The 24,189-nt window shown below is 40.4% G+C and carries 24 protein-coding genes; 9 read left to right on the top strand and 15 right to left on the bottom strand.

Annotated elements, in window-relative coordinates; all coding sequences use genetic code 11:
• Nucleotides 1-97 precede the first annotated feature (97 nt).
• From Q0N70_RS03720 to Q0N70_RS03710, 3 genes are all read right to left on the bottom strand, one after another.
• Nucleotides 98-658 carry a flavodoxin gene (locus Q0N70_RS03720; protein ID WP_294013976.1) on the bottom strand — a complete coding sequence of 187 codons (561 nt, stop codon included), beginning with the start codon at nt 656-658 and terminating at the stop codon, nt 98-100.
• 142 nt (nt 659-800) lie between these two features.
• Nucleotides 801-1,016, bottom strand: coding sequence for a hypothetical protein (locus Q0N70_RS03715; RefSeq protein WP_294013974.1), 216 nt, complete (start codon nt 1,014-1,016; stop codon nt 801-803).
• Nucleotides 1,013-1,507, bottom strand: coding sequence for a hypothetical protein (locus tag Q0N70_RS03710; RefSeq protein WP_294013972.1), 495 nt, complete (start codon nt 1,505-1,507; stop codon nt 1,013-1,015). Before Q0N70_RS03710 ends, Q0N70_RS03715 begins: the two co-directional genes overlap by 4 nt.
• A 104-nt stretch (nt 1,508-1,611) precedes the next feature.
• Here Q0N70_RS03710 and Q0N70_RS03705 point away from each other — a divergent pair, with 104 nt between their 5' ends.
• Nucleotides 1,612-1,932 (top strand): helix-turn-helix transcriptional regulator, encoded by a 321-nt coding sequence (locus Q0N70_RS03705; protein ID WP_294013970.1) that lies wholly within the window; start codon nt 1,612-1,614, stop codon nt 1,930-1,932.
• Nucleotides 1,933-2,165: 233 nt separating this feature from the next.
• Nucleotides 2,166-2,567, top strand: coding sequence for a DUF2992 family protein (locus Q0N70_RS03700; RefSeq protein ID WP_294013968.1), 402 nt, complete (start codon nt 2,166-2,168; stop codon nt 2,565-2,567).
• Nucleotides 2,568-2,681: 114 nt separating this feature from the next.
• Here the strand turns inward: Q0N70_RS03700 and Q0N70_RS03695 are convergent, their stop codons facing one another.
• The 5 genes from Q0N70_RS03695 to Q0N70_RS03675 all read right to left on the bottom strand — a co-directional run bounded on the left by Q0N70_RS03695 (nt 2,682) and on the right by Q0N70_RS03675 (nt 7,248).
• Nucleotides 2,682-4,607, bottom strand: coding sequence for a cation-translocating P-type ATPase (locus tag Q0N70_RS03695; RefSeq protein WP_294013966.1), 1,926 nt, complete (start codon nt 4,605-4,607; stop codon nt 2,682-2,684).
• Nucleotides 4,608-4,803: 196 nt separating this feature from the next.
• A complete protein-coding gene (locus Q0N70_RS03690) occupies nt 4,804-5,079 on the bottom strand; it encodes a metal-sensing transcriptional repressor (protein WP_294425579.1) in 276 nt (91 codons plus the stop codon).
• A 70-nt stretch (nt 5,080-5,149) separates the two neighbouring features.
• A complete protein-coding gene (locus tag Q0N70_RS03685; protein WP_294013962.1) occupies nt 5,150-5,713 on the bottom strand; it encodes a methylated-DNA--[protein]-cysteine S-methyltransferase in 564 nt (187 codons plus the stop codon).
• Complete coding sequence (locus Q0N70_RS03680) at nt 5,714-6,208, bottom strand: hypothetical protein (protein WP_294013960.1); 495 nt, start codon at nt 6,206-6,208, stop codon at nt 5,714-5,716. It lies immediately after the preceding gene.
• A gap of 2 nt (nt 6,209-6,210) precedes the next feature.
• Complete coding sequence (locus tag Q0N70_RS03675; RefSeq protein ID WP_294013958.1) at nt 6,211-7,248, bottom strand: phosphatidylglycerol lysyltransferase domain-containing protein; 1,038 nt, start codon at nt 7,246-7,248, stop codon at nt 6,211-6,213.
• A gap of 24 nt (nt 7,249-7,272) precedes the next feature.
• Between Q0N70_RS03675 and Q0N70_RS03670 the strand changes: the two genes are divergently transcribed.
• The 3 genes from Q0N70_RS03670 (at nt 7,273) to ychF (ending at nt 11,211) form a co-directional block, all read left to right on the top strand.
• On the top strand, nt 7,273-8,955 hold the full coding sequence (locus tag Q0N70_RS03670) for a SulP family inorganic anion transporter (RefSeq protein ID WP_294013956.1): 1,683 nt from the start codon (nt 7,273-7,275) through the stop codon (nt 8,953-8,955).
• An 82-nt stretch (nt 8,956-9,037) separates the two neighbouring features.
• Nucleotides 9,038-9,964 (top strand): GTPase Era, encoded by a 927-nt coding sequence (gene era, locus Q0N70_RS03665; RefSeq protein ID WP_294013954.1) that lies wholly within the window; start codon nt 9,038-9,040, stop codon nt 9,962-9,964.
• Between the two features lie 116 nt (nt 9,965-10,080).
• Complete coding sequence (gene ychF, locus Q0N70_RS03660; RefSeq protein ID WP_294013952.1) at nt 10,081-11,211, top strand: redox-regulated ATPase YchF; 1,131 nt, start codon at nt 10,081-10,083, stop codon at nt 11,209-11,211.
• A 49-nt stretch (nt 11,212-11,260) separates the two neighbouring features.
• On the opposite strand, the gene Q0N70_RS03655 is transcribed toward ychF, so the two are convergent.
• Both Q0N70_RS03655 and Q0N70_RS03650 read right to left on the bottom strand, forming a co-directional pair.
• Nucleotides 11,261-12,583: an RluA family pseudouridine synthase gene (locus tag Q0N70_RS03655; protein WP_294013950.1), complete on the bottom strand. Its 1,323-nt coding sequence runs from the start codon at nt 12,581-12,583 to the stop codon at nt 11,261-11,263.
• A 7-nt stretch (nt 12,584-12,590) separates the two neighbouring features.
• Nucleotides 12,591-13,421: a pyridoxamine kinase gene (locus Q0N70_RS03650; RefSeq protein WP_294013948.1), complete on the bottom strand. Its 831-nt coding sequence runs from the start codon at nt 13,419-13,421 to the stop codon at nt 12,591-12,593.
• Nucleotides 13,422-13,521: 100 nt separating this feature from the next.
• Here Q0N70_RS03650 and Q0N70_RS03645 point away from each other — a divergent pair, with 100 nt between their 5' ends.
• A complete protein-coding gene (locus tag Q0N70_RS03645) occupies nt 13,522-14,979 on the top strand; it encodes a PLP-dependent aminotransferase family protein (RefSeq protein ID WP_013702260.1) in 1,458 nt (485 codons plus the stop codon).
• Between the two features lie 21 nt (nt 14,980-15,000).
• Here Q0N70_RS03645 and Q0N70_RS03640 read toward each other — a convergent pair whose 3' ends face one another.
• The 4 genes from Q0N70_RS03640 to Q0N70_RS03625 all read right to left on the bottom strand — a co-directional run bounded on the left by Q0N70_RS03640 (nt 15,001) and on the right by Q0N70_RS03625 (nt 20,021).
• Nucleotides 15,001-15,579 (bottom strand): xanthine phosphoribosyltransferase, encoded by a 579-nt coding sequence (locus tag Q0N70_RS03640; RefSeq protein ID WP_013702261.1) that lies wholly within the window; start codon nt 15,577-15,579, stop codon nt 15,001-15,003.
• A 43-nt stretch (nt 15,580-15,622) separates the two neighbouring features.
• On the bottom strand, nt 15,623-17,533 hold the full coding sequence (locus tag Q0N70_RS03635; protein ID WP_013702262.1) for a RelA/SpoT family protein: 1,911 nt from the start codon (nt 17,531-17,533) through the stop codon (nt 15,623-15,625).
• A 61-nt stretch (nt 17,534-17,594) separates the two neighbouring features.
• The gene (locus tag Q0N70_RS03630) at nt 17,595-19,061 is read right to left on the bottom strand and encodes a peptidase U32 family protein (protein ID WP_294013944.1); all 1,467 of its coding nucleotides are present in this window, start codon (nt 19,059-19,061) and stop codon (nt 17,595-17,597) included.
• Between the two features lie 3 nt (nt 19,062-19,064).
• Complete coding sequence (locus Q0N70_RS03625) at nt 19,065-20,021, bottom strand: alpha/beta hydrolase fold domain-containing protein (protein ID WP_288756926.1); 957 nt, start codon at nt 20,019-20,021, stop codon at nt 19,065-19,067.
• 48 nt (nt 20,022-20,069) lie between these two features.
• Between Q0N70_RS03625 and metA the strand changes: the two genes are divergently transcribed.
• A complete protein-coding gene (gene metA, locus Q0N70_RS03620) occupies nt 20,070-20,984 on the top strand; it encodes a homoserine O-succinyltransferase (RefSeq protein ID WP_294013940.1) in 915 nt (304 codons plus the stop codon).
• Nucleotides 20,985-21,018: 34 nt separating this feature from the next.
• Here the strand turns inward: metA and Q0N70_RS03615 are convergent, their stop codons facing one another.
• Nucleotides 21,019-22,374 carry an MATE family efflux transporter gene (locus Q0N70_RS03615; RefSeq protein WP_294013938.1) on the bottom strand — a complete coding sequence of 452 codons (1,356 nt, stop codon included), beginning with the start codon at nt 22,372-22,374 and terminating at the stop codon, nt 21,019-21,021.
• A 341-nt stretch (nt 22,375-22,715) separates the two neighbouring features.
• Here Q0N70_RS03615 and Q0N70_RS03610 point away from each other — a divergent pair, with 341 nt between their 5' ends.
• Nucleotides 22,716-22,865, top strand: a complete 150-nt coding sequence (locus Q0N70_RS03610; protein ID WP_294013936.1) for a hypothetical protein — start codon at nt 22,716-22,718, stop codon at nt 22,863-22,865.
• 18 nt (nt 22,866-22,883) lie between these two features.
• The gene (locus tag Q0N70_RS03605; RefSeq protein ID WP_367268258.1) at nt 22,884-24,011 is read left to right on the top strand and encodes a leucine-rich repeat domain-containing protein; all 1,128 of its coding nucleotides are present in this window, start codon (nt 22,884-22,886) and stop codon (nt 24,009-24,011) included.
• Nucleotides 24,012-24,189 lie beyond the last annotated feature (178 nt).

Genomic DNA, 24,189 nt, shown 5'->3' with positions numbered 1-24,189 from the left:
GTGAAAATATTCCGCTTCGCTTCATATTTTCACGGGCTCACGAGCCCGATAAAAAAAGATTCCCATGCCACCTGCATGGGAATGACGCACGGTCTGTTTATTTCAAAATTCCGTCGATGTATTTTTTCACATCTGCGCTGGACGCGCTTCCTCTGAATTCCCGGCCGCCTTTCAAAACCGCGCCTTTTGCGTGCTTTGCCAAATCCGAGCCGCTGCGTCCAAGTCCGCTTCCGCCGCTTGTGCAGAGCGCAACAAGATTTTTGCCGTTCAAGTCGTTTTGTTCAACGAAAGTGTAAACGATTTTCGGCGCAAGCCCCCACCAGATTGGATATGCGATAATCACGTTGTCGTAACCGCTTAGGTCGATTGAATTTGCGATTGCAGGACGGCTTTTTTCATCATTATTTTCTTTTACGCAGCGGGAACTGTTGTCGCGCCAGTTCAAGTCCGCACTGGAATATTTTTGCGCCGGAACAATTTCGTGCAAGTCCGCGCCCAAAGCCGAAGCCACCGTTTTCGCAAGCCGCGCTGTTGTTCCTGTCGCGCTGAAATAGCAGACAACCGTCTTTTTTGCGTTTTGCGTTCCCTGTGAACTCTGCGCATTTGCTCCAAACATAAGAATTCCTCCTGCCAAAAGTGAAATTAAAAGTTTTTTCATAAAACAACCTTCTGTGTGCCAGTTTTAAGTTACATAACGTAACTAACAGAAAATATAATAAACTGAATATCGGTTGTCAAGTTTTTTGTGCATAAAAAAAGACGGATTTCTCCCTCTTGTATTCAGGAATAAATAAGATAAGTTAAAAAATAAATATAATGGAAATTAGAAAAATAAAAGCAAACACTGCGGCTGCAAAGAATTTAAACCTCAATGCTTTTTGTTCTGGAGTTTTTCTGACTGTTCTTCCAGTAACTTTATTTTCATCAAAAGTTTCATTTCCGAATGTTTTTATCACTATTGGAACGAATGTAAAAATTATCAGAAACAGAATAATAAGAACCACCAAAAACATCATTTTCTGTCCTCCTTATAAGTCAAAATGTCTTTTCTTATATTTTCCTCAAGCAAATAAGTTTTGCTTTGATAAACAAGCATCTTATGAATAACTATGCAGATGATTCCGAAAAATATAAAAACGATACTTACGATGCCGGCAGTAACAACAAGATATACAATCTGCATTTTCATCACGTATTTTATTTCAGCCTGAATGCTATAAAAACTTTCATTGTAGCCTTGCTTCAATTTTTTTTGATTTTCAAGAATATCATTAATTTTATTCATTGCTTTATCAATGCCGATTTTTGAAGCAATAGATTCCAAAAGACCTTTTTCCTCATAATATTCATAAGAGAAATCATCATTATGACTTTCATAATCAAAACTGACTTCAGGAAAATTATCCAAGATATAATTTGAATAATAAATTCCAGCAGGAATTATGCTCAATCCTAAAAATATCAAAATGATTCCAAGCACAAGACTGAAAAAATGTTTGTTGTTCATAAGAAATTCAACCTTTATAAATTATGTTACTACTTAATAACTTAAAGTTACAATAACATCACATAAAGTAAAAGTCAATAGTAACATAAAGTTATAATAATTTTATGGGCAAACTGAAATCAATCGTCGGAGACAACATTCGGAAGTTAAGACGGGAACGCGGCTGGACACAGGCTTTTGTAGCGGAAAGTCTCGGAGTCACGGCGCCCTTTCTTACGATGATTGAGTCAGGACAGCGCGGAATGTCAATTGATTTTATCGAGAGCATAAGCGAACTTTTTGATGTTCCCCCGGCAGTTCTTTTTGCAAATGAAGAACCGGAAAAATCAAAAAAAGAAAACAAAAAACTTGAAAATCTGAAAAAGCGACTTACAAAAAAAATGACAAAAACAATTGAAGAGACAATTTCAGAATTTGATTTGTAGAAACGTTGATGAACATTTTCGCGAACTTAATCTCCGCCTTGCCTTTCCAAGTAAAATCATGCTATATTTTTTCCAAGCAAAATGAAAACACGAACCGGTATGGTAGTCCGCGTTGGCAGTGCGTCGCTTTTCTTCTATAAAACAAGTGCTGCCCAGTAACCTTCTTTCGTCTGAAAGTTGTCCGATTTTGTCACGGTATCGCTTTGTCCAAAAGACTTTGCGAAGGACAGAACATGGACACAAATTTTACAGTCACAACAATTTATTTTGACGGGCAGTTCTGGTGCGCCCTGATTTTACGCCACCTGCAGAACCAGTGCTTTGTCGGAAGATACGTTTTCGGCGCGGAGCCTTCAAATCCTCGTTTGATTGAATGGATGCTGAACGAATTTTCCGGCATAAAGCTTTTTCCTGTGAATCAGAATGAGCTTCCGAAAATCCGCCTGAAAAAAATTGCCGACAAAAAACGCACAGACTCAAATACAAAAAATCAGATTCCAAAGTCCTTAAAAGCATTTTCTGCCGCCCAAAAAGAATTCCTTGCACATAAAAAATCCGTCCGCCGAAAACAGAAACGGAAACAAAAGGAAGAACTGTGGAAGAAAAAACACGCCGCGAAAAAACTCCGGAAGTAAGAACCAAAATGAACGGAACTTCACGGCAATCTCAAGTTTGATTCCAGTGTCATTTCCTGACCCGCTCAGGGAATCTTTTTTGACGCAAGATTATCAACTGAGTTTCTTTCGGATTTACCGCTTCCGCCATTTGAGGAGCAGCGCGGAATTCACGATTACGGCGACCGAGCCTGCGTTGTGGACGAGCGCGCCAACGACCGGATTCAGCACTCCTGTGATTGCTAGCGCAATAGCGGCGAAGTTCAGGGTCATCGAGAATGTCATGTTGAGCTTTATCGTGGTCATCATTCGTTTTGAAAGCGCGACAAGGTGCGGAAGTTCCTTCACGTCGTCGTCAACAAGCGCGATGTCCGCCGCCTCAACCGCAATGTCGCTTCCGATTCCGCCCATCGCAATCCCAACGTCCGCACGTTTTAGAGCCGGAGCATCGTTCACGCCGTCGCCTATCATGCAGACTTTTTTTCCTTCAGCCTGAAATTCCGCGATTCTCTCAAGCTTGTCCTCCGGGCGGCAGTCGGCCTTGACTTCCTTTATTCCAAGATTTTCCGCAACCGAAGCCGCGGCATTTCTATTGTCGCCTGTGAGTAGAACCGGCTCAACGTTCAGCGCGTAAAGTTTCTGAATCATCGCACGGCTTTCCCCGCGGATTGTGTCAGAAAGCACAACTGTTCCGGCGAATTTTCCGTCCACAGCGGCGTAAATCACGGTGCAGCCTTTCTCAAGATTTTTGCGTGCGGATTTCTCTGCGGAAGGCGGAAGGGCGATTTTGTTTTCCGAAAGAAGAGCCGCGTTTCCGGCGAGAATTTTTCTTCCGCGGATTTCAGCACAAACTCCCCTGCCCGGAATCATCACGAAATTCTGAACTGAATCTTTTTGCGCAAGCGGAAATTCTTCAGCCTGATTTTCATTATTGTCAGTTTTGCCGACGGAATTTTTGAAGCAGCGGACGACAGCCTTTCCAAGCGGATGTTCAGAAAACTGCTCAGCCGAAGCGACAAGCGCAAAAAGCTCGTCCCTTGAAATTCCGCAGTCAGGGTCGCACTCAATTCCGACAACTTCAGGCGTTCCGCAAGTCAGCGTTCCAGTCTTGTCAAAAGTGATTTTCGTAACACCGGCAAGACGTTCAAGCGCGCCACCGTCCCGGACAAGAAATCCGTGCCTGGTGACGTTTCCGATTGCCGCCATGATTGCGGTTGGAGTTGCAAGAACCAGAGCGCACGGACAGAACACGACGAGAATCGTAACCGCCCGGATAATCTCGCCGGAAAAAATCCAGGTGAGAGCCGCAGCAGCAAGAGCCGTAACGACAATCCAAGTCGCCCAGCGGTCGGCAATTCCGACAATCTTGGCCTTGCCAGCGTCCGCCGACTGAACAAGCCGGATCATCCGCTGAATGGAACTGTCCTCGCCAACCTTGACCGCGCGCATCTCGAACGAACCGAACTGATTCAGAGTGCCGCTCGAAACATCGTCGCCCGCGCCCTTGTCAACCGGAAGCGACTCACCTGTCATCACAGCCTGATTCACGGAAGTCTGCCCGGAAACAATCACGCCGTCAACAGGAATCGTCTCGCCGGGCAGAACACGCAGAATGTCGCCGACCTTAACCTCTTCCGCCGGAACAATTTTTTCATCGCCGTCGCTTACAATTCTCGCAGTGCGCGGAGTGAGCTTCACGAGTTTTTCGATTCCGGCTCTCGCACGCGCAACCGTAACGTCCTCCAGAAGCGCGCCAAGCTGCATGATGAATGCGACCTCGCCGGCAGCAAAATCCTCGCCGATACAGACCGACGCGACAAGTGCCATCGATACAAGCACGTCCGCCTTTATGTCGAACGCCGTAACAAGACCGATTACAGCCTCAAGCACAATCGGAACGCCGCAGAGAATTATCGAAATCCAGGCAACGTCAAACGGCAGCGGCACAACGTCCGCAATGCTCAAGACGAGCGCAACCGCTGAGACGGCAAGCAGCGCAATCTCCTTTTTTATTCCGCCAAGCTCCAGCAGAGCCTCAAGTTTTTTCATCAGATTTTTCATATTGTTTTCCTTTGTGATTCAGTTGAATTTGGAGAATAAAGTCCACGGCGGAGATAATACCCATATCCATATAGGTTGTCAATAAGGTAAAACTAACTTTTTTTTGCGGAAGGATTTTAAATTTTATGGAAAAGAAATTTTATCTGTGCGGAGGAATTTGCGGAAAATCCCGCAGAACAATTTCTGAACAGAAACGCTAGCCCATGTTCGAGAAACGCTCGACAGCCTTTGTGAAGCTTTCGATTGTCTTGTCGGCGTCCCCGTGCTGAATTCCGTCGCGGACACAGTGCTTTATGTGCCCCTCAAGGACAATCTGTCCGCAGCGGTGAAGAGCCGACTTTGCCGCGTTAATCAGCGAAATCACGTCCTCGCACGGCGTGTCCTCGTCAACCATCCGGTCAACCGCCTGAACCTGCCCGATGATTTTTTTAAGCCTGCGGTGAAGATTTTCCGCGTCCATGCACTGTCTCATAGCTCGTCCTTTTTCCTATTTTTGTGTTATCAAATTATAAAAATGATTTTATTGAATCCCATCAGATTCCTCACATGAATTTCCGGCTTTTGGGGAGCGTGAATTTTTCTGCATCGATTCCCTCAATTTTCAGAAGCGCGATTTTGTTCCTGATTCCGCCGCCGTAACCTGTAAGCTTTCCGTCCGTTCCCAGAACACGGTGGCACGGAACTACAATGCAGAGCGGATTCCAGCCGACAGCTCCGCCGACCGCCTGCGCGCTCATTTTCCCAAGGCCTTTTTTTGCGGCGATATTTTTTGCAATGTCACCGTAAGTCGTCGTCGCACCGAACGGAATTTTCAACATTTCGTCAACAACCAGTTTTCTGAAAGGTGTAAGATTTTCGATTTTGAATTCCGGCGTAAAGCCCGGCTCTCTTCCCGAAAAATAAATGTCAAGCCAGCGGCAGGTTTCCGAAATCACGGAAGGCAAATCCGAGGAATCCGCAGAAACTTTCTTTATTTCGCAATCTGAATTTTCTTCATATTTTTTCTCGTCGAACGAATATTCAAACCAAAGCCCCGTAAGGAAGTCTCCGTCGCTCTCGATAAAAATTTTTCCGAGCGGAGAAGCATATTCAAAAATGTATTTCATCTATTCAACCTCAACAAATCCGCCGCGCCAGTCCTTCACAATGTCGGGATTAGCCGAAGCGTAAGAAAGAATTTTCCCGCCAAGCCCGGATTTCACGAGCGACTGCACTTCTGAAAACGGAAGCCGGTTCACCGCGAGGCAGGTCGTAGTCAGCGCGACAAAAATTTTTCCGCCGGCAGATTTTCTCACAGCACGCAGCGGCCAGATTTTGCAGTCGAACGGTTTTTCTTCATCAGAAAGAACACAGCCCGTTACAGAGTTCAAAAACGGACAGACGGCCTCCTCGTCAGGATCATCAGTTCTGTAGCCAGCGGAAAGATCAGGGGTGAACGAATTTTCTCCTGCAGGACGGAAACGTGCGTGCGGAAATTTCTTCTCAAGATGCTCCTTTGTCTCCCGGTCAAAAAGCGGAGTTTCCCACAGGCTCTGACGCCGGAACGAGCAGCAGAACCGGCATGACGCGCAGTCGGATTTTTTTAAGATTTTTGAAAGCATGGTTACTCCTCCGCCTCACCGTAAAATTTGTCCAGAATGATGTCGGGCTTGTACGAAAGTTTCGCCTTGCGAAGTCCCTCAACGCCCATGTCCTCCTCGCGGTTCAGGTACATAAAATTTTTTGACTCCTTGGCAAAAAGATTGTTCACCACGGAATACGCTCCGTCCGTAGCATAACCGGAAAGAGCCTTCTCAAAATGAATGTCCAGAACATTAGGCGAGACCGGACTTGCAAGCGTCATCGCGGCAGGCGACTTGTCAACGTAAAGAACTCCGCCGCGGATATTCAGCGCGGAATGGAATTCAACTGCCGATGCAATGCTCTGTCTTTCAAGCACAAGCGCATGGTCAGGATTTCCGCCGGAAGAATTTTTCTCCTCCAGCCACTTTTCTTCTATATATATGATGTCGTCCGCAATATCGTTCTGCGGAAAAAGCTTGAATTCCCAGCGGTTCTCGTAAAGCCGCATGAAGCGCGCGATGTGATTTTTCTTCTTGTGGAATTTCTGCCCCGGAAGCTCCGCAAGATTCTTCGCAAGGTAAATGTAGTCGCTGTCGTTGCGGTCGGAATTCCAGCTGATTTTTATTCCCGGAAAATTTTCTGCAAGGCAGGAATCTATCTCATTCTTCTGGTCGCGCGTGCAAAGGCAGAATCTGAGCGGCGTTTTTTCCGCTGAACATTTTTCTACAAGAAAATTCAGCGCATCCTTCAGCCTGGAATTTTCTGAAAGCGCGAGAGGAAAACCGAATCCGTTTCTGCTGCCAGTTCCGTTGTAACGCCGGAGCAAAAATCCGTCCCTGACCGAAAGCTCAATTCCATATTTCTCTCGCAGAAGGAAAATGCTCGCAACCGCGCTGTCGCTTCCCAAAAGTTTTTCCGCGCGGATATTCTGTCCAAGCCACTCAAAGTCAGAAAGATTCATGCAATAAAAATAATCATAAAGACCGAAGTTTGCAACAGATTTTTGTATAGTAATTTTTTTTTCGTAAAACCTAGCACACAAAAACTCAACCGTTTCTATTCCATTGATTTTTTTCATTTAAAATATCATTATGTTCCCACTATGTTCAAACCAGAAATTTTTAACACATTAAAAAAGTATTCGTCAAAAACATTTTTAAATGATCTTACAGCTGGAATCATCGTTGGCATTGTTGCGCTTCCATTGGCAATAGCTTTTGCAATCGCTTCTGGAGTAGAGCCGGAGCGTGGACTTTTTACAGCAATCGTAGCAGGATTTTTTATTTCACTTTTAGGCGGAAGTCGTGTTCAGATTGGAGGTCCAACAGGAGCATTTGCTGTAATTGTTTACGGCGTTGTCGCAAAGTATGGATATTCAGGACTTGCAACTGCAACTGTAATGGCTGGAATTCTTTTGATTATGCTCGGCGCATTTAAAATGGGCGGACTTGTAAAATTTATTCCGTACACAATCGTAACGGGATTCACCGCAGGAATTGCAGTTACAATTGCAACAGGACAAATCGGAGATTTTCTTGGACTTTCAATTTCAGTTTTTCCAGAAGGATTTTCAAAAATGCCGGGAAACTTCGTTGGCAAAATTGAAACTTACGCAATGAACATAACTCACATAAATTATTACTCGCTGATTATGGCATCTCTCTGCCTTGCAATAATTTTCGCATGGCCTCACTTCTGCAAAAAAATTCCAGGAAGCTTGATTGTAATTATACTCGCAACAACAGCAAGCATACTTCTAAGAAAATACGCCGGACTTGAAACAGACACAATCGGCTCTCGCTACGGAACCATACCTTCAACATTGCCTTCCCCATCACTTCCTCAGTTCAGCGTGGAAACAATCACTGCTCTTTTTCCAACTTCAATTTCCATCGCAGTTCTGGCAGCAATTGAAAGTCTTTTGAGCGCAGTTGTTGCGGACGGAATGACAGGCACAAAACACGACTCGGACACAGAACTTATCGCGCAAGGAATTGCAAACATAGCGTCTCCAATCTTCGGCGGAATTCCTGCAACTGGAGCAATAGCGCGCACTGCAACAAACATAAAGAACGGCGGAAAAACTCCTGTGGCTGGAATAATTCACGCAATCACGCTTCTTCTTATAATGCTGATTCTTGGAAAATATGCGGTCTACATTCCAATGGCGGCGCTTTCCGCAGTGCTAATAAATGTTTCTTGGAACATGGCAGGTTTCCCGGCGGTCAAGGCTTTGCTAAAAGGACAAAAGTCTGACATCTTTGTTTTGGCGGCGACTTTCCTTATCACGGTTTTTATCGACTTAACAGTTGCAATTGAATTCGGTCTTGGATTCGCGGCGTTCTTCTTCATAAAAAAAATGATAGATGTTTCAGAAGTTCAGAACAAGCGGGATTCTATTGCAGGCGGAATTTCAGGAAATTCATTTATGGAAGAAAACATCGAAGTTCCAGAAGGCGCAGTCGTATACGAAATTGACGGTCCGCTTTTTTTCGGAACTGTAAGAAAATTTGAATTTGCAATAGAACGCGCAGGAGCAAATGCAAAAGTTCTTATACTCAGAATGCGAAACATGATTTACATTGATGCCGGCGGAATCCGTGCGCTTGAACAGGCAAAGGTAGCTTGCGATAAAAACGGAATCACAATTGTAATATCAGGAATTCATACGCAGCCCTACATTCTGTTCAGCAAAATGGGAATGATTGAAAAACTTGGAAAAGAAAATATTTGCGCAGACATAAAAGAAGCGTTAGGCAGAACAAAAAAACTTCTTGAAAAATAAAATTGAAGCTGTCCTAAATTTTTGGGGCAGCTATTTCTTTCAAAGTATATCAATTATTTTTTTTTAATTGTATACTAACCGCATGATTGAAGAAAAAGAAACTGATACAGAAATTCAAAAAGCAGGACCAAAGACCGCGCTTGTTTCCATCGTGGGCCGCCCTTCAGCAGGAAAGTCAACATTTTTAAATACAGCAAGCGGAGAAAAAGTCAGCATAGTTTCCCCAGTTCCGCAGACAACAAGAAATGCAATCCGCGGAATCATAAACACTTCTCTTGGGCAGTTAGTTTTTATTGACACGCCGGGGCTTCACTTAAGCGAAAAAAAACTGAACCTAAAACTTTCAAACATTGCGCAGGAAAATATAAAAGAAAGCGATGCAATTCTTTACATCATCGATTCCACACGGCCTCACAACGAGGAAGAGGAAATGATTGCTTCTCTTTTGATTCCGCACAAAGACAAGGTTGTAATTGCAATCAACAAAACTGAAGATCCAAAATCCAATGCGCTAAATTCCAGAAGTTTCATTCAAAAAAATTTCCCTGATTTTCCAAACGAACGGATTATTGAAATCAGCGCAAAAGAAGACAAAAATATAAATGAAGTTTTAAAAGCTCTTTTTGATCTTGCAAAAGAAGAGCCGCATCTTTATCCAGAAGAATTTTACACGGATCAAGAAGTTGATTTTAGAATTGCAGAAATTATCCGCGGACAGGCAATCAATCGCCTTGAGCAGGAACTTCCGCACGCGATCTATGTTGAAATCAGCGACCTAAAAATGCAAACGCCAAAACTTTTAAAAGTCCTTGCCTACATTTATGTTGAGCGCGAAAGTCAAAAGGGAATCGTAATTGGAAAAGGCGCGTCAATGATAAAAACAATCAGAGTTGAATCAATTAAAGAATGCAGAAAAATTTTTCCATACAAAGTTGACATTGACCTTCGCGTAAAAGTTGACAAGAACTGGCGGCAGAAAGACAAGGTTTTAAACAAAATTATAAAGTGATTTTTACTTCATGCAAAAATTTTGTTTATTGAAGAATTGAAGCAAAAGCATTAAAATAGTTGCATTCTAAAAATTCACTTTGAGCGACTTTTTAAATTTTTATTAAGGAAAAAAATATGAAACTTACTTGCGGCATAGTTGGACTTCCAAATGTAGGAAAGTCAACAATTTTCAGTGCGCTAACAAAAGCTCCTGCAGAAGCTGCGAACTATCCATTCTGCACAATTGATCCAAATATCGGAATAGTTGATTTGCCAGATGAAAGGCTGGACTTTATGGCAAGTGTTTTTCAGCCAAAGAAAAAAATTCCTGCAACAGTTGATTTTGTTGATATTGCAGGCTTGATAAAAGGCGCTTCAAGCGGCGAAGGTTTAGGAAATAAATTCCTTGCAAACATCCGCGAGACAGCCGTCATCGCCCATGTTGTCCGCTGCTTTGACAACCCGGACATTCAGCACGTTCGTGATGATGCAAAAACAGAAGCTCCTGTAGATCCAGAAAGCGACATTCTTACAATTGATTTTGAACTTGCACAGGCTGACTTGGACACAATCGCAAAGCGCGCAGAAAAAATTACAAAGCAAATCCGCGCGCTCGGAAAAGATGAAGAAAAACGTCTTGCTCCATATTTCAGCGCAATTGAAAAAATCAAGCCGCTTCTTACAGACGGAAAATGCGCGCGCATGGCAGACTTAACTGATGAAGAAAAAAATGCAGTTTATGATTTGCACTTGCTCACAATAAAGCCGCAAGTTTTTATCTGCAACATTGACGAAGACACAATTCCTGCAGGAACAAACAAATATGTTGAAACGGTTCAGAAAATTGCAAAAGAACAAAAGTCGGAAGCAATCGTTATCTGCGGAAAATTTGAAGCTGATCTTGCGGAAATTGATGATGAAAATGACCGCAAGGAATTTATGGAAAGCGCAGGATTAAAAGAGTCCGGACTTTCAGTTCTTGCAAAACACGTTTATCATCTTATGGGACTTAGAACATTTTTTACAGGCGGATCTGATGAATGCCGCGCTTGGACAATTCACGAAGGAGACAAAGCTCCACAGGCGGCCGGCGTAATTCACACAGACTTTGAAAAAGGATTTATCAAAGCTGAAGCATATACTGTCGATGACTTGAGGCAGTATGGTTCAGAAGCAAAAATAAAAGAAGCAGGAAAATATCGCCAAGAAGGAAAAGATTATGTCGTGCAAGACGGCGATGTTCTTTTCTTTAAATTCAATGTATAACAAGAACTTGCACTGCTACAAAAACGGCAGTGCATTTTTTTTCAGCAAATTAAAAATCACTTTCACAGTAAAATTCCATAATTTGTCCTGTAGAAGGATGAGTGAATTTTATATAGCAAGAATGAAGCATAAGCCTTTCATTTGGCTCACAATGCCCGTATAAGGTATCACCGATTATTGGAACTCCAAAACTGTGAGAGTCAGCACTAGCAAGACGAAGCTGGTGAGTTCGCCCAGTATGCGGAATAAACAAAACGCGGGTAACATTTTTTTTATTTTCCAGAGGACTCGAATATTTTTCCACATTAAGGATTTGCCATTCAGTAATAGCTTTTTTTCCATAAACAGAATCCCAAATTTGATGCGGACGATTTTCAACATCGAGTCTAAAATAAAGCTCCATAGTTCCTGTTTGTGCAATTCCCTTTTTTGCAAGAATCCCATCAAGCAAAGCGACGTATTTTTTTTTCACAAGACCTTCTTCAAATTGGCGGCATAAATTTCTATGAGCATCTTTTGTAAAAGCAAGAACCATAAGCCCGGAAGTTTCCATATCAAGTCTATGCACGGAAGGCTGCTCAATACATTCTGGAAAAAGTTTTTTTACACGATTTACAACGCAGTCTTGTTTTTCAGGTCCGCGCCCAGGAACACTTAAAAGTCCGCTTTGCTTGTTCACAACAATTATATCTTTGTCGCGATACAAAATTTTCAAGCCAAGAATTTCTGGAAGAATCAAGCCGCATCTTTCATCACAAGGAGAATATTTGCAGCCTGATATTTTTTTTTCAGTTGATTTACCATAAAAAACTTCACACATACTAAGCGGAGTCAAATTATTTTTAAATGCAAAATTTAAAAGCTTTGGAGCACAGCAATCGCCAGTCCCTGTAGGAGGAAGCTGATTTTTACAAATTTGTTTCAGCGAACGAATTTTTCCATCAAAACAATAAAAACCGTAAAGTTCATGCACTTTTTCCAAAGACTCAGAAGTAAGCGTAGAACGGCGCAATTGCAACTCTTGAATATCTTCTTTTTGACAAGATTTTAATTTTTCCGTAAGCAGATGAATTTCTCTGTCATTTTTTTGAAGAGCTGACATAATTTTTCTGTTAGAAACAATCGGCTCAATGAAAATCGCATCGTGGAATTTTCCTTCTATTCTTCTTGAAATTCCGGAAACTGTAAAAAGAATTTTATTTTCCTGCACAGAATTTTTCGCAACAAGAACTCCAATCATAATTCCATTTGCAAAACGTTCCGCACTGATTTTTTCCGTTGTATAAACAAGAGAAAGTTTTTTTTCTTCCAAAAGCGAAATTATTTCTTTGCAGTATTTAAATGCCAGTTCTTCATCAAAAGGAGGAAACATTATTCAATTATACAGAAAAAATCTGTTTAACTAAATATGGAATCGCCTTTTCAAATTTTACGCCGTACCAATGATCCTTATCATCAAGAGTTGCCTTTATAGACTCAACAACATAATTTGCCGCAATTTTTGCAGAACCAAGCAAATCTTTTCCATTGCAGAGCGCACCTGTAAATGCCGACGCAAAGACATCGCCAGTTCCGTGCATCTGAACAGGAAGTCGTTCTGTAAAATAATATTCAACTGACTTCCCATTGCAAACCGCAACACCAAGTTTTTCCTTTTCAAAACTTACACCAGTAAGCACAACATTTTTTGCGCCAAGTTTTATAAGTCCGTCGCAAATATTTTCAATATAATCTTTGCCGTAATTTTCATTTCTATATTCAATTCCCAAAAGGAAAGAAGCTTCTGTAATATTCGGAAGAATCACATCTGCTCCGTTGCAAAGCTCAGACATTTTCTTTGGAAAATCCTGCGCAAAACCTGGATACATTTTTCCGTTGTCTGCCATTACAGGATCCACAACGACAAGCGCGTCATTGCGAGAAGTTTCTTTTATGATTTTTTTTATAATAGGAATTTGAGTTTCAGAAACATATCCTGTATAAAATGCGCTGAAAGTAATATTTTCTTTTTTCCACTGATTTAAAATATTTTCCATGTCTCCTGTCAAATCGTTGAATGTCCATGCTTTAAATGCAGTATGATTTGAAAGAACTGAACTTGGAAGAACCGCAGTTTCAATTCCGCAGGCCGAAATAACAGGAAGCGCAACAGTAAGCGAACACTGTCCAACGCATGAAATATCCTGAATTGTAAGAAGACGTTTGTCCATAAAACACCTCATTTTATAAAATTTAAATTTTACAATATACAAAAACTGACATTATTAATATAATCATATTGATACAATTTTTATATAACCAGAGAAAAATATGTTTACTTATGATTTTTCTAAAAAAGGAACAATGACTTTCTGTGATTTTTTAATCGAAAACATAAAATCAAAAATCATAGACGGAACATTATCTCCAAATGAAAAGCTCCCGTCAAAACGAACACTTGCATCTCACTTGGGAGTAAGCGTAATCACAGTTCAAAATGCCTACTCAGAATTAATAAGCCAAGGCTACATTTTTTCAATTGAGAAAAAAGGATTTTTTGTCACAGAACTTCCAAAAGAAATAAAATCCCTTTCATCAAATTCTTACAAACAGAATTTCAAAAAAGAAAAAAGCATAAAAAAAATAAATTCAAAAAACAAAGAAAAAATTTTCATAGACCTAAAATCAAATTCTATTGGCTGGGAAAAATTTCCGTTTTCAATCTGGTCAAAAATAATGCGAAAAGTCCTAAACAGTCCGCATGAAAATCTTTTAAAAAGTCAGCCGCTGCAAGGAACACTTGAACTAAGAGAAGCAATCTGCAAGCATTTGAAAAGCTTTAAAAACATAGAAGCAGTTCCAGAGCAAATTGTAGTAGGCGCAGGAACAGAAATGCTTTACAGTTTTGTCGTTCAACTTTTGGGAAATGAAAAAATATATGCCGTTGAAAATCCAGGATACAAAAAAATTGCACAGATTTTTGAAATGAACGGAGCAAACATAAAACATATTCCAATCGACAAAAACGGACTTAACATAGAAGCCCTAAAAAAAACAAACGCATCTGTAGTTCATGTAACTCCAAGCCATCACTTTCCAACAGGAATTGTAATGCCGGTAAAAAGGCGAATGGAACTTTTATTTTGGGCGCAAGAAAAAAGTGAACGCTACATAATTGAAGATGACTACGACAGCGAATTTCGATTTACAGGAAAACCAATACTTCCACTTTTGTGCGCTTCAAAAAATGAAAATGTAATTTACATAAATTCATTTTCAAAAACACTTTCGCCTTCTTTTAGAATATGCTACATGGTTCTTCCAAAAAAGCTTTCTGAAAAGTTCAATTCAAAATTCAACTTCTGTTCATGCACAGTAAATTCATTTGAACAGTATGCGCTTGCGGATTTTATAAAAGAAGAGCATTATTCCAAGCACATTATCAGAATGAAAAATTATTACAGAAATCTTCGCAATGAACTGATTTTTAAAATTGAAAATTCAGAGTTAAAAAATTTTGTAAAAATCCACGAGGAAAATTCAGGTCTTCATTTTTTGCTTTCAATAAATTCCAAATTCAGCGGAAAAACTTTAGAAACACGGCTTAAAAAAAATGGAATAAAAATTTCAGCGCTGAAAGATTTTTTTTATGAGCTTGAAGAATTTTCAATTTTTCCAGAAGAGAATAAAAATTTCCGAATAGACAAAACATTTGTTGTAAATTATTCAGGCATAGAAAAACAAAAGATTCCAAAAACAGTTGAACTGATTCTGGAATCTATAAAGTGAAAAAGAATATTAAAATTTTTTTTAGCTTCTAAAAATTATATCGCCGTTATAAGACATTTTTTCAATTATTGCGCCGCTTTCAACGTGAATGCCTTTTTCACGAAGCGCATCTCCGCCCGACTGAAATGCCTTTTCAATTGCAACACAAATTCCCTGCACTTTCGCGCCGGCGTTTTCAGCAATTTCAATCAGACCATTCATTGCATTTCCATTCGCAAGAAAATCATCTACCAAAAGAATTTTGTCATCAGAAGAAAGATATTCCCTCGAAATAACAATATTGTAATTGCAAGAATTTGTGTGCGACCAAACTGTAGAATAGTACACATCATCCGACAAAGCCGCGCTCTTATGTTTCTTGGCAAAGAGAACAGGAACATTTCCAAATGCCCTGGCGACAGAACAGGCAACAGCAATTCCGCTTGCTTCAATTGTAACAATTTTTGTTATATCCACACCGTCAAAAGACTTTTTAAAATCCTCTGCCAATTTATCAAGCAAGTCAACATCAATCTGATGATTTAAAAAACTATTTACTTTTAAAATATTTCCCGGCAAAACAATGCCGTCTTTTTTTATTCTATCTTCGAGCAATTTCATAACGCAATATTAGAAAAAAAATAACATTTATGCAACACAGTTTTTAACGCTGCTTTTTATACTGATTTTTTTCAATTTGCTTTTGCCGCGATTTTTCCCTGTTCTGCTCAAGAAGCTTGTCTTTTTTTTCTTGCTTTTTATCAGCAGAAGTGTCCCACTCAACAGCAACAGAACGCTCCTGAATTGCAGGAATTCTAAGAAAAGTCAAACAGTCAGCGCGATGAACGGTTATTCCTCTGCTATGAGAAACATAACCGACAATCGGATCTCCGGGAACAGGCTTGCAGCATTGCGCAATAGTAACTAAAAAATTCGTATCATTTTCAATGCGGATTCTTCCTGTGAAATTTTGCGACTGCTGTTTTTTCAAGGCTGCCTTTCGTTTTCTCTCCGCGGAATTTTCTTCGGCAATTTTTTTAGAATACAAAGTGTTCGCCGCAATTTCCGCCTCACGTTTTTCCTGAGCCTCCTTGTCAATAAACGTCGGATCATTTTCAACAAGCCAAGAATGAATTTTTTGCCGCGCCTTTGAAGTCTTTACAGCTTGAAGCTGGCTTTGAGTCGGATGCGCCTGAGGATTCGTAAGAATTTCAATAATCTGCGTATTCTTTAAAGGCTGAGTAAGAGGAATTATTTTTCCATCAGCTTTTGCGCCGACAACTTTTTCGCCTATGCCGGAATGAATCGCATAAGCAAAGTCAATTGCATTTGCGCCAGCTGGAAGTTCCTTCACATCGCCCTTTGGAGTAAAAACATAAATTGAATCGCCAAGAAGATCACTTTTCAGTTCCGCAAAAAATTTCTCATCGCTCAAATCTTCATTCCGAAGCGCGCGCAACTGATTTATGATGCTCAAGTCTTCGGCTTTTACCATATCATGGTTTGTTCCCTTTTTATAAAGCCAATGGGAAGCAACACCATGCTCGGCAATACTGTGCATCTCCTGTGTGCGGATTTGAATTTCAAGAGGCTTTCCTTCGCAGATTACAGTTGTATGCAAAGACTGATAGCCGTTCGCTTTTGGCATTGCAATATAATCTTTGAATCTTCCTTCCATAGGTTTCCAAAGACCGTGAACAATTCCAATCAAAGTGTAGCATTCAGATTCCGTGTTGCAAATTATTCTAAGCGCAAGCAAATCATAAAGCTCGCCAGGCTCCTTGTTGCGTTTTCTCATTTTTTGGTAAATCGAATAAAAATGCTTTGCGCGGCTCGTTATGTTTACAGTTATTCCGGCTTTTTCTGTGGCTGTATAAATTTTTTTCACAGCATTATTAAGGTACTCGGATCTTTCTGCTTTTTTTTGCGCCACAATTGATTTTATCTGCTGAAAAACTTCCGGGTTTGAATACTTCAAGCTCAAGTCTTCCATTTCACTTTTTACATCAGACATACCAAGGCGGCTTGCAAGCGGACACCAAATGTCAATCACTTCTTTTGCAACTGCGCGCTGAGCCTGTGCGGAAACAAATTTCAAATTGCGCATACGATCAAGACGGTCAGCAAGTTTTACAAGAATAACGCGAATGTCGTCAACCATAGCAAAAAGCATTTTTCTTATGCTGTCGGCCTGATGCAAAGAAGTTGAATTTATTTTTAATCCAGTTATTTTCGCAGTTCCATTGCAAATTACAGCAATTTCTTTTCCAAACTTTTTTTCAATTTCTGGAAGACAGTCATTGTCTACATCAAGAATATTGTGGAAGAAGCCTGCAATAATTGTGTCCGCACCAAGATTTTTTTCAGCAAGAATTGTTGCAACTCTAAGCGGATGAAGATAATAAGGCTTTCCGCATTTTCGCTTAAGTTCAGAAGTTTTGGAAATTAAATAATCCCATGCGCTTTGAATTTTTTTCCATTCTTCTGGAGTGTAGTTTTCAGAAAATTTTTTAGAAAACTGGCTGATTAAAATTTCAGGATCAGTTTCTACAACTTCATCAATTTTTTCTGACATAGGCAATCCTCTTTGATTGACTATATCACATAACAAAACTATGGTCAAAAGCAGAAAAATTTTATCTTCCGCTGTCTCTGAATTTTCCTTCAATATAATCAGGATCTTTTGAGCGAAGCAAACTTCCCTGCTGAAGTTTCAGCCTTGTATAGAAAACGCAAGAATGCCCGTTGCAAACCCAATTGTACAATTCGCCGTTTTCTGGATTCACAAGCACAAAATCTTTTCCCCATAAAATTTTCTGCGCAACAGTGTCGGGAGAAACAATTTCAAGTTCTGTGGATTTTGTGATCATGTTAAGGCTTTCAAAGCTGTACATTTTAAATCCGTCAATTTTTTCAGCGAAAGGAAGATTCAAATCAGGATGCTCTGCAAATCTTTTGTCGGCGGCGGCTTTTGCTTCCGGGCAAAGAGAATTGTATTTTTCATCACGATTTTTTTTATTCAGCGTGGCTTTTTCAAGAATAGCATTTTCATCCTGCAAAGAAAGCTCATTTCCAAATTCGGCGGAAAGTTCAAACGGACTGTCGCTTGCACCGCTTACCGCAACATCCGCATCGGATTTATTATAATAAAATCCTGTGGCAAACGGACGATGGCTGACTTTATAAAGCTCTTCAATAAAAGGATTTGCTTCCTCCTGCGGAATTTTTCCTTCAAGCGCATCGATCGCCTTTCTGTAAGCCCGCGTAATCAAGGCAACATAATAAACACTTTTCATGCGCCCTTCAATTTTAAGCGAATCCACGCCTGCATTTTTTAAATCCGCAAGATGATCTATCATGCACAAATCTTTTGACGACAATACAGCTGTAAAATTTTCTCCTTCATAAACTGGGAAAAATTCATCAGGGCGTTTATGTTCACGCAAAACAAGATTTCCGCTTTCTGCAATTTGCTTGGCATTTTCTCCAAGGTCTGCAAGAACATCATAATCCCAGCGGCAAGTGTGGCTGCAAAATCCTTCCTGCGCGCTTCGCCCATTTAAATATGCGCTCATCAAGCAACGGCCGGCATACGCGATGCACATTGCGCCATGCACAAAGCATTCAATTTCCATTTCTGGAACTGCGCTTTTTATTTCAGCAATTTCTTTTAAAGAAGCCTCTCGTCCCATTACAACTCTGCTGAATCCCAGCGACTTATAAACCTTTACAGCTTCGCGGTTCATGCAGCTTGCTTGCGTAGAAAGATGCAATGCCGCTTCTGGAAATTCTTTTTGAAGAATCGGAACAATTCCCAAGTCCTGAACAATAAAAGCGTCGATTGGATAATTTTTAAAATACGGAATATTTTGAATCAGCCTGTCAATCTCGTCATTATGAAAAGCAATGTTCAATGCGCAGTGAAGTTTTTTTTCAGGAAACTGTTTTTTAAGCTCGCAGACTTTTTTATATTCATCTTCATAAAAATTGTCCGCCTTCACACGTAAAGAAAAATTTTTCAGTCCAATGTAAACAGCATCTGCACCGTAAATATATCCGTATTTAAGTTTTTCAACATTTCCAGCAGGAGAAAGAAGTTCCATATTTTATTCCACCGCGATATTATTTTCACGCATAAGACGTTCGCGCTCTTTTATTTCGCTTTCTGAAAGTCCATTTCTTTTGTTTATGTACTGACCGATTTTTTCAACAGCCTCGTGCGACTCAAGCAAAAACTCATCCGCCATCTGAAACATAAACATCATTCCCTGCCAGACATCCAAAATACATTTTCCACCAGAATAAATAATTTTCTGCGCCAAAGCTTCCGCATTGTCAAGAAGAATTTCTTTTTCACCGCATTGAATATAAACTTCAGGGAAATTTGAAAAATCATTTTCAGAAGCAAACAAAGGCGAAACCTGAATATTTTTTAAATTGGAAGAATATGTGTAAAGATCAGCTGCATGACGCAAATCTTCATTTCCCAAAACTTCATCGCGGATTTTTTTATTTGAAAGAGTTTCAGTTGAAAGATCAAGCCAAGGAGAAATCAAAATAATTTTTGAAACCAAACTGCGTTTTTTTTCTTCAGTCCGAAGCATAAGTCCCAACGCAATGCTAGCACCGCTTCCGTCCGCCGCAAGAATAATTTCCTTAGATTCATCTTCTTCTAAAATTCCGCAGAAAACTTTTTCAACATCTTCAATTGAAGAAGGAAAAGGATAAGACGGAGCAAGCCTGAATTCCGGCACAACAACTTTTGCAGAAACAGCATTTGCAAAAATTGAGCAAAAACTTCTCCAGCTGTCCCGTGAGCCACCAACAAAAGAACCACCATGAACATAAATCACAATCCGGTTCGAAGCAAAAATCTCAGGAACAAGAATATCGCATTTTACGCCGCCGATTTTTTTTTCAGCGCGCTCAACATGGTTCGGAATAAAATCAGTTTTAAATTTTTTTTCCAGCTTGCTTCTAAAAGCCTCAACTTCGTTTTTTGGAGACAAAACCAAAGCCTTGAGTTTTTTTACCGCAGCTTTTCTGTCAACTTTGATTTCCATAATTTGAAGATTATAGCAAATTACATGAAAACTTGCTATAATGCGTCCATGCCTATAAGAATTGATTCCGACCTTCCAGCAAGAAGCACGCTTGAAAATGAAAATATTTTCGTGATGACAGAAGAGCGCGCCGTCACACAAGATATACGTCCGCTAAAAATTGCAATTGTAAATTTAATGCCGACAAAGGAAGTTACAGAAACTCAGCTTCTTAGGCTTCTTTCAAATACTCCGCTTCAAATTGACATTTCGCTTGTACAGATGAAAGGGCATATTTCAAAAAATACAGACAAGAATCATCTGGAAAAATTCTATATGTCATCGGAAGAAATTTTCAGCAGAAAGTTTGACGGAATGATTATAACAGGCGCGCCGGTAGAACAGATTCCATTTGAGCAGGTTGACTACTGGAATGAACTTTGCAAAATAATGGACTATGCAAAAAAAAATGTTTTCTGCACGCTTTACATTTGCTGGGGCGCAATGGCAGGGCTTTATTATCTGCACGGAATAGACAAGCACATTGTTGAAAAAAAGTTTTCAGGAATTTTTTACTCAAAACTTTTAGATTCAAAAGAACCTTTAATGCGCGGATTCGATGATTATTTTCCAGTTCCAACTTCACGCTATACAAAAATACTCACAGAAGATATTGCGTCAAATGAAAAACTTTCGCTGCTTGCATATTCAGAAACAACTGGAGTTACGCTTGCAAAGTCCAAAGACAACAGAAGCATTTTTATGACAGGCCACTTGGAATACGATCCTGAAACTTTAGCAGAAGAATACAAGCGCGATTTAAAAAAAGGAATAAATCCAGCAATGCCGGAAAATTATTTTACAGACAACGATCCTTCCAAGCCGATTGTTTCAAAATGGAGAAGCACAGCGCATCTGTTCTATTCAAACTGGCTGAACTACTACGTATACCAAGAAACCCCGTATAGGTTTACTGGAATGTAAGGGGAAACAAGAGTTTCAATAAAACTAAAATTTCTTACTCATCATCAACTTCAAGCTGCTTCCATCTTTTGATTTCGTTGCGGTACATGAGCATTCCGACTGTTCCTGTTATAATTTCGGCGGAAGGAAATGCAATCCAAGTGTACACAAGACCGAAGAACGAAAGAATCCAGAATATTGGAATCAGGCAAAAAATCTGGCGGATTACAGAAAGCAAAAGGCTTCTCTTCATGTCGCCCACAGCCTGAAAAACAACAGGAGTCATCAGAGAAAAAACGCATGGGAAAAAACTTGCGCCGATAATTCTGAACGCAGGAATTCCGTCTTGCAAAACTTCCGCGCTGTCAGAAAAGACTCGAATGAGAATTCCGGGAATAAGCTCAAAGCACAAAACGCCGGCAAGCATAAGAACAAACGCAATCAGAATGGAATCAAAAACAATTTTCCGACAGCGGTTAAAACTTTTGCGCGCATAGTTGTAGCTAAGCACAGGCACAATGCAAGTCTGAAACGCAAAGAGCGGAATAAAAAAGAATGTCTGCAACTTGTAATAAAGCCCAAGAACGGTTACGGCTGAATCAGAAAAACCTGCGAGTATCATGTTCAAAATCATTATGTAGACAACGTACATGAACTGCATGAATATAGAAGGCAGTCCGAATTTGTAAATTGGCAGAGAAAACATTTTGATTTTTTTTAACGGAGGAATCTTTCTAAAGCCTGTAACTCCTGTGATTACGGCGGCGACAACTTGACCTGCGACAGTCGCAATTGCAGCTCCGGCAATTCCAAGTTCAGGAACAATTCCAGCAACGCCAAAAATCAGAATCGGGTCAAGAACAGTATTTGTTACAGCTCCTGCAATCTGGGCAATCATCGGGAGCTTCATGTTTCCCTGCGCCTGATGAATCTTTGTAAAAATGCTTTCCAAGAAAATTCCTATGCTTCCGAGCGTAACAATCTTTCCGTAAAAATATGCATAGTACATTGCTTCCTTCGACTTTGCAGAAACGGAAACAAATCTTTCCATAAACAGTTCCGCAAGAATAGAAAGAAAAATCCAAGAAAGAAGAGCAAGAAAAATTCCAGTTCCGCCGGCTGAATCCGCGTCTTTATTTTTTCCCTGCGCATACAGACGAGTCATCAAAATGTTCACGCCAGTTCCAGTTCCCACAGCAATTGCGACAATCAGGCACTGCACAGGAAAAATCACAGAAAGAGCCGTAAGTCCGTCCGCAGAATACCGTCCTACAAAAAAACTATCTACTATATTATAAAGCGACTGAATAAGCTGGGCAGCCATAACAGGCGGCGCAATTTTGAGCAATATTTTTAGAACACTGCCGCTCCCAAAGAAGTCGGCGGATGTTTTTTGTGAAGCAGTTTGCATAGTGCAAGATTATATTCCTGCTGATAAAGTTTGACAATAATTTTTGATTACAGAGTGAAATGCAATGTTGAGTGAGAACGTCTGTCATTGTTGAACTTGCTCACTGTCATTATCCAGCTTGACTAGATAATCTCATGCAATAGATTCCTGTGTCGTAGCACGGGAATGACACGAAAAGCCACCCTGTCATTGTCGTACTCCGACACGGCAATCCCCTGTCCGTGTGGCTGCCTCCTTTGCCATACGGATTTTTTTTCACTTTTTTTGCCGTTTAAGTTGTCATTTCAAATAAACTCACTATAATTATAGATATACAACAAATCTATTTTTATGGAGATAAAATGAAAATCAACTTCCATTCCACTACCCCCCCCCGTGTGGCAGCAGCCTTAATTCTAGCTCTTAGCCTCGCATTCACATTCCCTTCCTGCTCAGATGGCTCAAGCGGAGGCTCTGATGATAACAGCGAGCAGGCAACAAATCAAATATAAAATCCATCAAAACCGGAAATAAAAGAAGTTTCAGCAAATGCTACAGATGTTGCCAACATAATAGAAAATCTGTCTGCCGGCGAGCATAACATCACAGTAACTGGAGCAATAACAGGCGATACAATATCTGCGATTAAGACTGCACTGAAAAATAACGGAAAGGCAAAAATCAACCTTGATTTAAGCCAAACTACAGGTCTTGATTCTATCGGTGAAGCTGCATTTCAAAATTCTAGCAATTTAACAAGTGTGAGCATTCCGGATAGCGTTGAATCAATCGGAAATGGTGCGTTCTCTAATTGCAGCAGCTTAACAAGTGTGACAATTCCTGCCGGTGTTGCTTCTATTGGTAGTTCTGCGTTCTATCATTGCAGTAGTTTAACAAGTATTAGCATTCCCGACAGCGTTACTTCTATTGGTGGTTCTGCTTTCTCTGGGTGCACCAGCTTAACAAGCGTAAGCATTCCCGACAGTGTTACTTCTATTGCTGATTCTACATTCTGTAATTGCAGCAGCTTAACAAGCGTGACAATTCCTGCCGGTGTTGCTTCTATTGGTGCTAGTGCGTTCGATGGTTGCGGCAGTTTAACAAGTGTAATAATTCCAGATAGAGTTACTTCTATCGGTAGCCGTGCATTCTATGCGTGCATTGGATTAACAAGTTTGAATATTCCCAGCAGCGTTGCTTCCATCGACTTTGGTATAGTTGCTGGTTGCACAAGCCTAACAGAATTGACAGTATCTGAAAGTAATTCAGCATATAAAAGTTATGAAAACTGTATTTATACAAACGACGGAACAACTTTAATGGCTGCTGCCGGAAATTTAACAAGTGTAACCATTCCAAATAGTGTTACAGCTATCTATAGCTATGCATTCTGTAATTGCAGTAACTTAACAAGCGTAACAATTCCTGATAGCGTTGCTTCTATCGGTGGAAACGCATTCAATGGTTGTAGCAGTTTAACAAGCGTGACAATTCCTGCTAGTGTTACTTCTATTAAGGCTTATGCATTCTATGATTGCAGCAGCTTGAAAGCAGTAAACTATAAAGGAACGGAAGAGCAGTGGAAAACAATAAGTATCGGAAACTGCAACTATTCGCTTTTAGATGAGATTATAAATTATAATTACAAAGGCGAGTAAGAGAAATTGCTCGGTCACGTCGGGAAATGACAAAATGAAAATTGTCATTGTTCGCTTACTTCCTTGTCATACTCGGGCTTGACCGGAGGATCTCCTGTGACAGATCTTCGGGTCAAGCCCGAAGATGACATAAAACCGTGCAAAGGAATTACACAAAAATCAAAGCAGGGCAATGGTA

It is taken from the genome of uncultured Treponema sp. (assembly GCF_945873775.1).
Lineage (GTDB): Bacteria > Spirochaetota > Spirochaetia > Treponematales > Treponemataceae > Treponema_D.
This window is presented reverse-complemented; position numbering and strand designations above follow the sequence as displayed.

Coding starts and splice junctions, on each gene's coding strand:
- Q0N70_RS03720 (WP_294013976.1), bottom strand. CDS start 658: ATGAAAAAACTTTTAATTTCACTTTTGGCAGGAGGAATTCTTATGTTT.
- Q0N70_RS03715 (WP_294013974.1), bottom strand. CDS start 1,016: ATGATGTTTTTGGTGGTTCTTATTATTCTGTTTCTGATAATTTTTACA.
- Q0N70_RS03710 (WP_294013972.1), bottom strand. CDS start 1,507: ATGAACAACAAACATTTTTTCAGTCTTGTGCTTGGAATCATTTTGATA.
- Q0N70_RS03705 (WP_294013970.1), top strand. CDS start 1,612: ATGGGCAAACTGAAATCAATCGTCGGAGACAACATTCGGAAGTTAAGA.
- Q0N70_RS03700 (WP_294013968.1), top strand. CDS start 2,166: ATGGACACAAATTTTACAGTCACAACAATTTATTTTGACGGGCAGTTC.
- Q0N70_RS03695 (WP_294013966.1), bottom strand. CDS start 4,607: ATGAAAAATCTGATGAAAAAACTTGAGGCTCTGCTGGAGCTTGGCGGA.
- Q0N70_RS03690 (WP_294425579.1), bottom strand. CDS start 5,079: ATGAGACAGTGCATGGACGCGGAAAATCTTCACCGCAGGCTTAAAAAA.
- Q0N70_RS03685 (WP_294013962.1), bottom strand. CDS start 5,713: ATGAAATACATTTTTGAATATGCTTCTCCGCTCGGAAAAATTTTTATC.
- Q0N70_RS03680 (WP_294013960.1), bottom strand. CDS start 6,208: ATGCTTTCAAAAATCTTAAAAAAATCCGACTGCGCGTCATGCCGGTTC.
- Q0N70_RS03675 (WP_294013958.1), bottom strand. CDS start 7,248: ATGAAAAAAATCAATGGAATAGAAACGGTTGAGTTTTTGTGTGCTAGG.
- Q0N70_RS03670 (WP_294013956.1), top strand. CDS start 7,273: ATGTTCAAACCAGAAATTTTTAACACATTAAAAAAGTATTCGTCAAAA.
- era (WP_294013954.1), top strand. CDS start 9,038: ATGATTGAAGAAAAAGAAACTGATACAGAAATTCAAAAAGCAGGACCA.
- ychF (WP_294013952.1), top strand. CDS start 10,081: ATGAAACTTACTTGCGGCATAGTTGGACTTCCAAATGTAGGAAAGTCA.
- Q0N70_RS03655 (WP_294013950.1), bottom strand. CDS start 12,583: ATGTTTCCTCCTTTTGATGAAGAACTGGCATTTAAATACTGCAAAGAA.
- Q0N70_RS03650 (WP_294013948.1), bottom strand. CDS start 13,421: ATGGACAAACGTCTTCTTACAATTCAGGATATTTCATGCGTTGGACAG.
- Q0N70_RS03645 (WP_013702260.1), top strand. CDS start 13,522: ATGTTTACTTATGATTTTTCTAAAAAAGGAACAATGACTTTCTGTGAT.
- Q0N70_RS03640 (WP_013702261.1), bottom strand. CDS start 15,579: ATGAAATTGCTCGAAGATAGAATAAAAAAAGACGGCATTGTTTTGCCG.
- Q0N70_RS03635 (WP_013702262.1), bottom strand. CDS start 17,533: ATGTCAGAAAAAATTGATGAAGTTGTAGAAACTGATCCTGAAATTTTA.
- Q0N70_RS03630 (WP_294013944.1), bottom strand. CDS start 19,061: ATGGAACTTCTTTCTCCTGCTGGAAATGTTGAAAAACTTAAATACGGA.
- Q0N70_RS03625 (WP_288756926.1), bottom strand. CDS start 20,021: ATGGAAATCAAAGTTGACAGAAAAGCTGCGGTAAAAAAACTCAAGGCT.
- metA (WP_294013940.1), top strand. CDS start 20,070: ATGCCTATAAGAATTGATTCCGACCTTCCAGCAAGAAGCACGCTTGAA.
- Q0N70_RS03615 (WP_294013938.1), bottom strand. CDS start 22,374: ATGCAAACTGCTTCACAAAAAACATCCGCCGACTTCTTTGGGAGCGGC.
- Q0N70_RS03610 (WP_294013936.1), top strand. CDS start 22,716: ATGAAAATCAACTTCCATTCCACTACCCCCCCCCGTGTGGCAGCAGCC.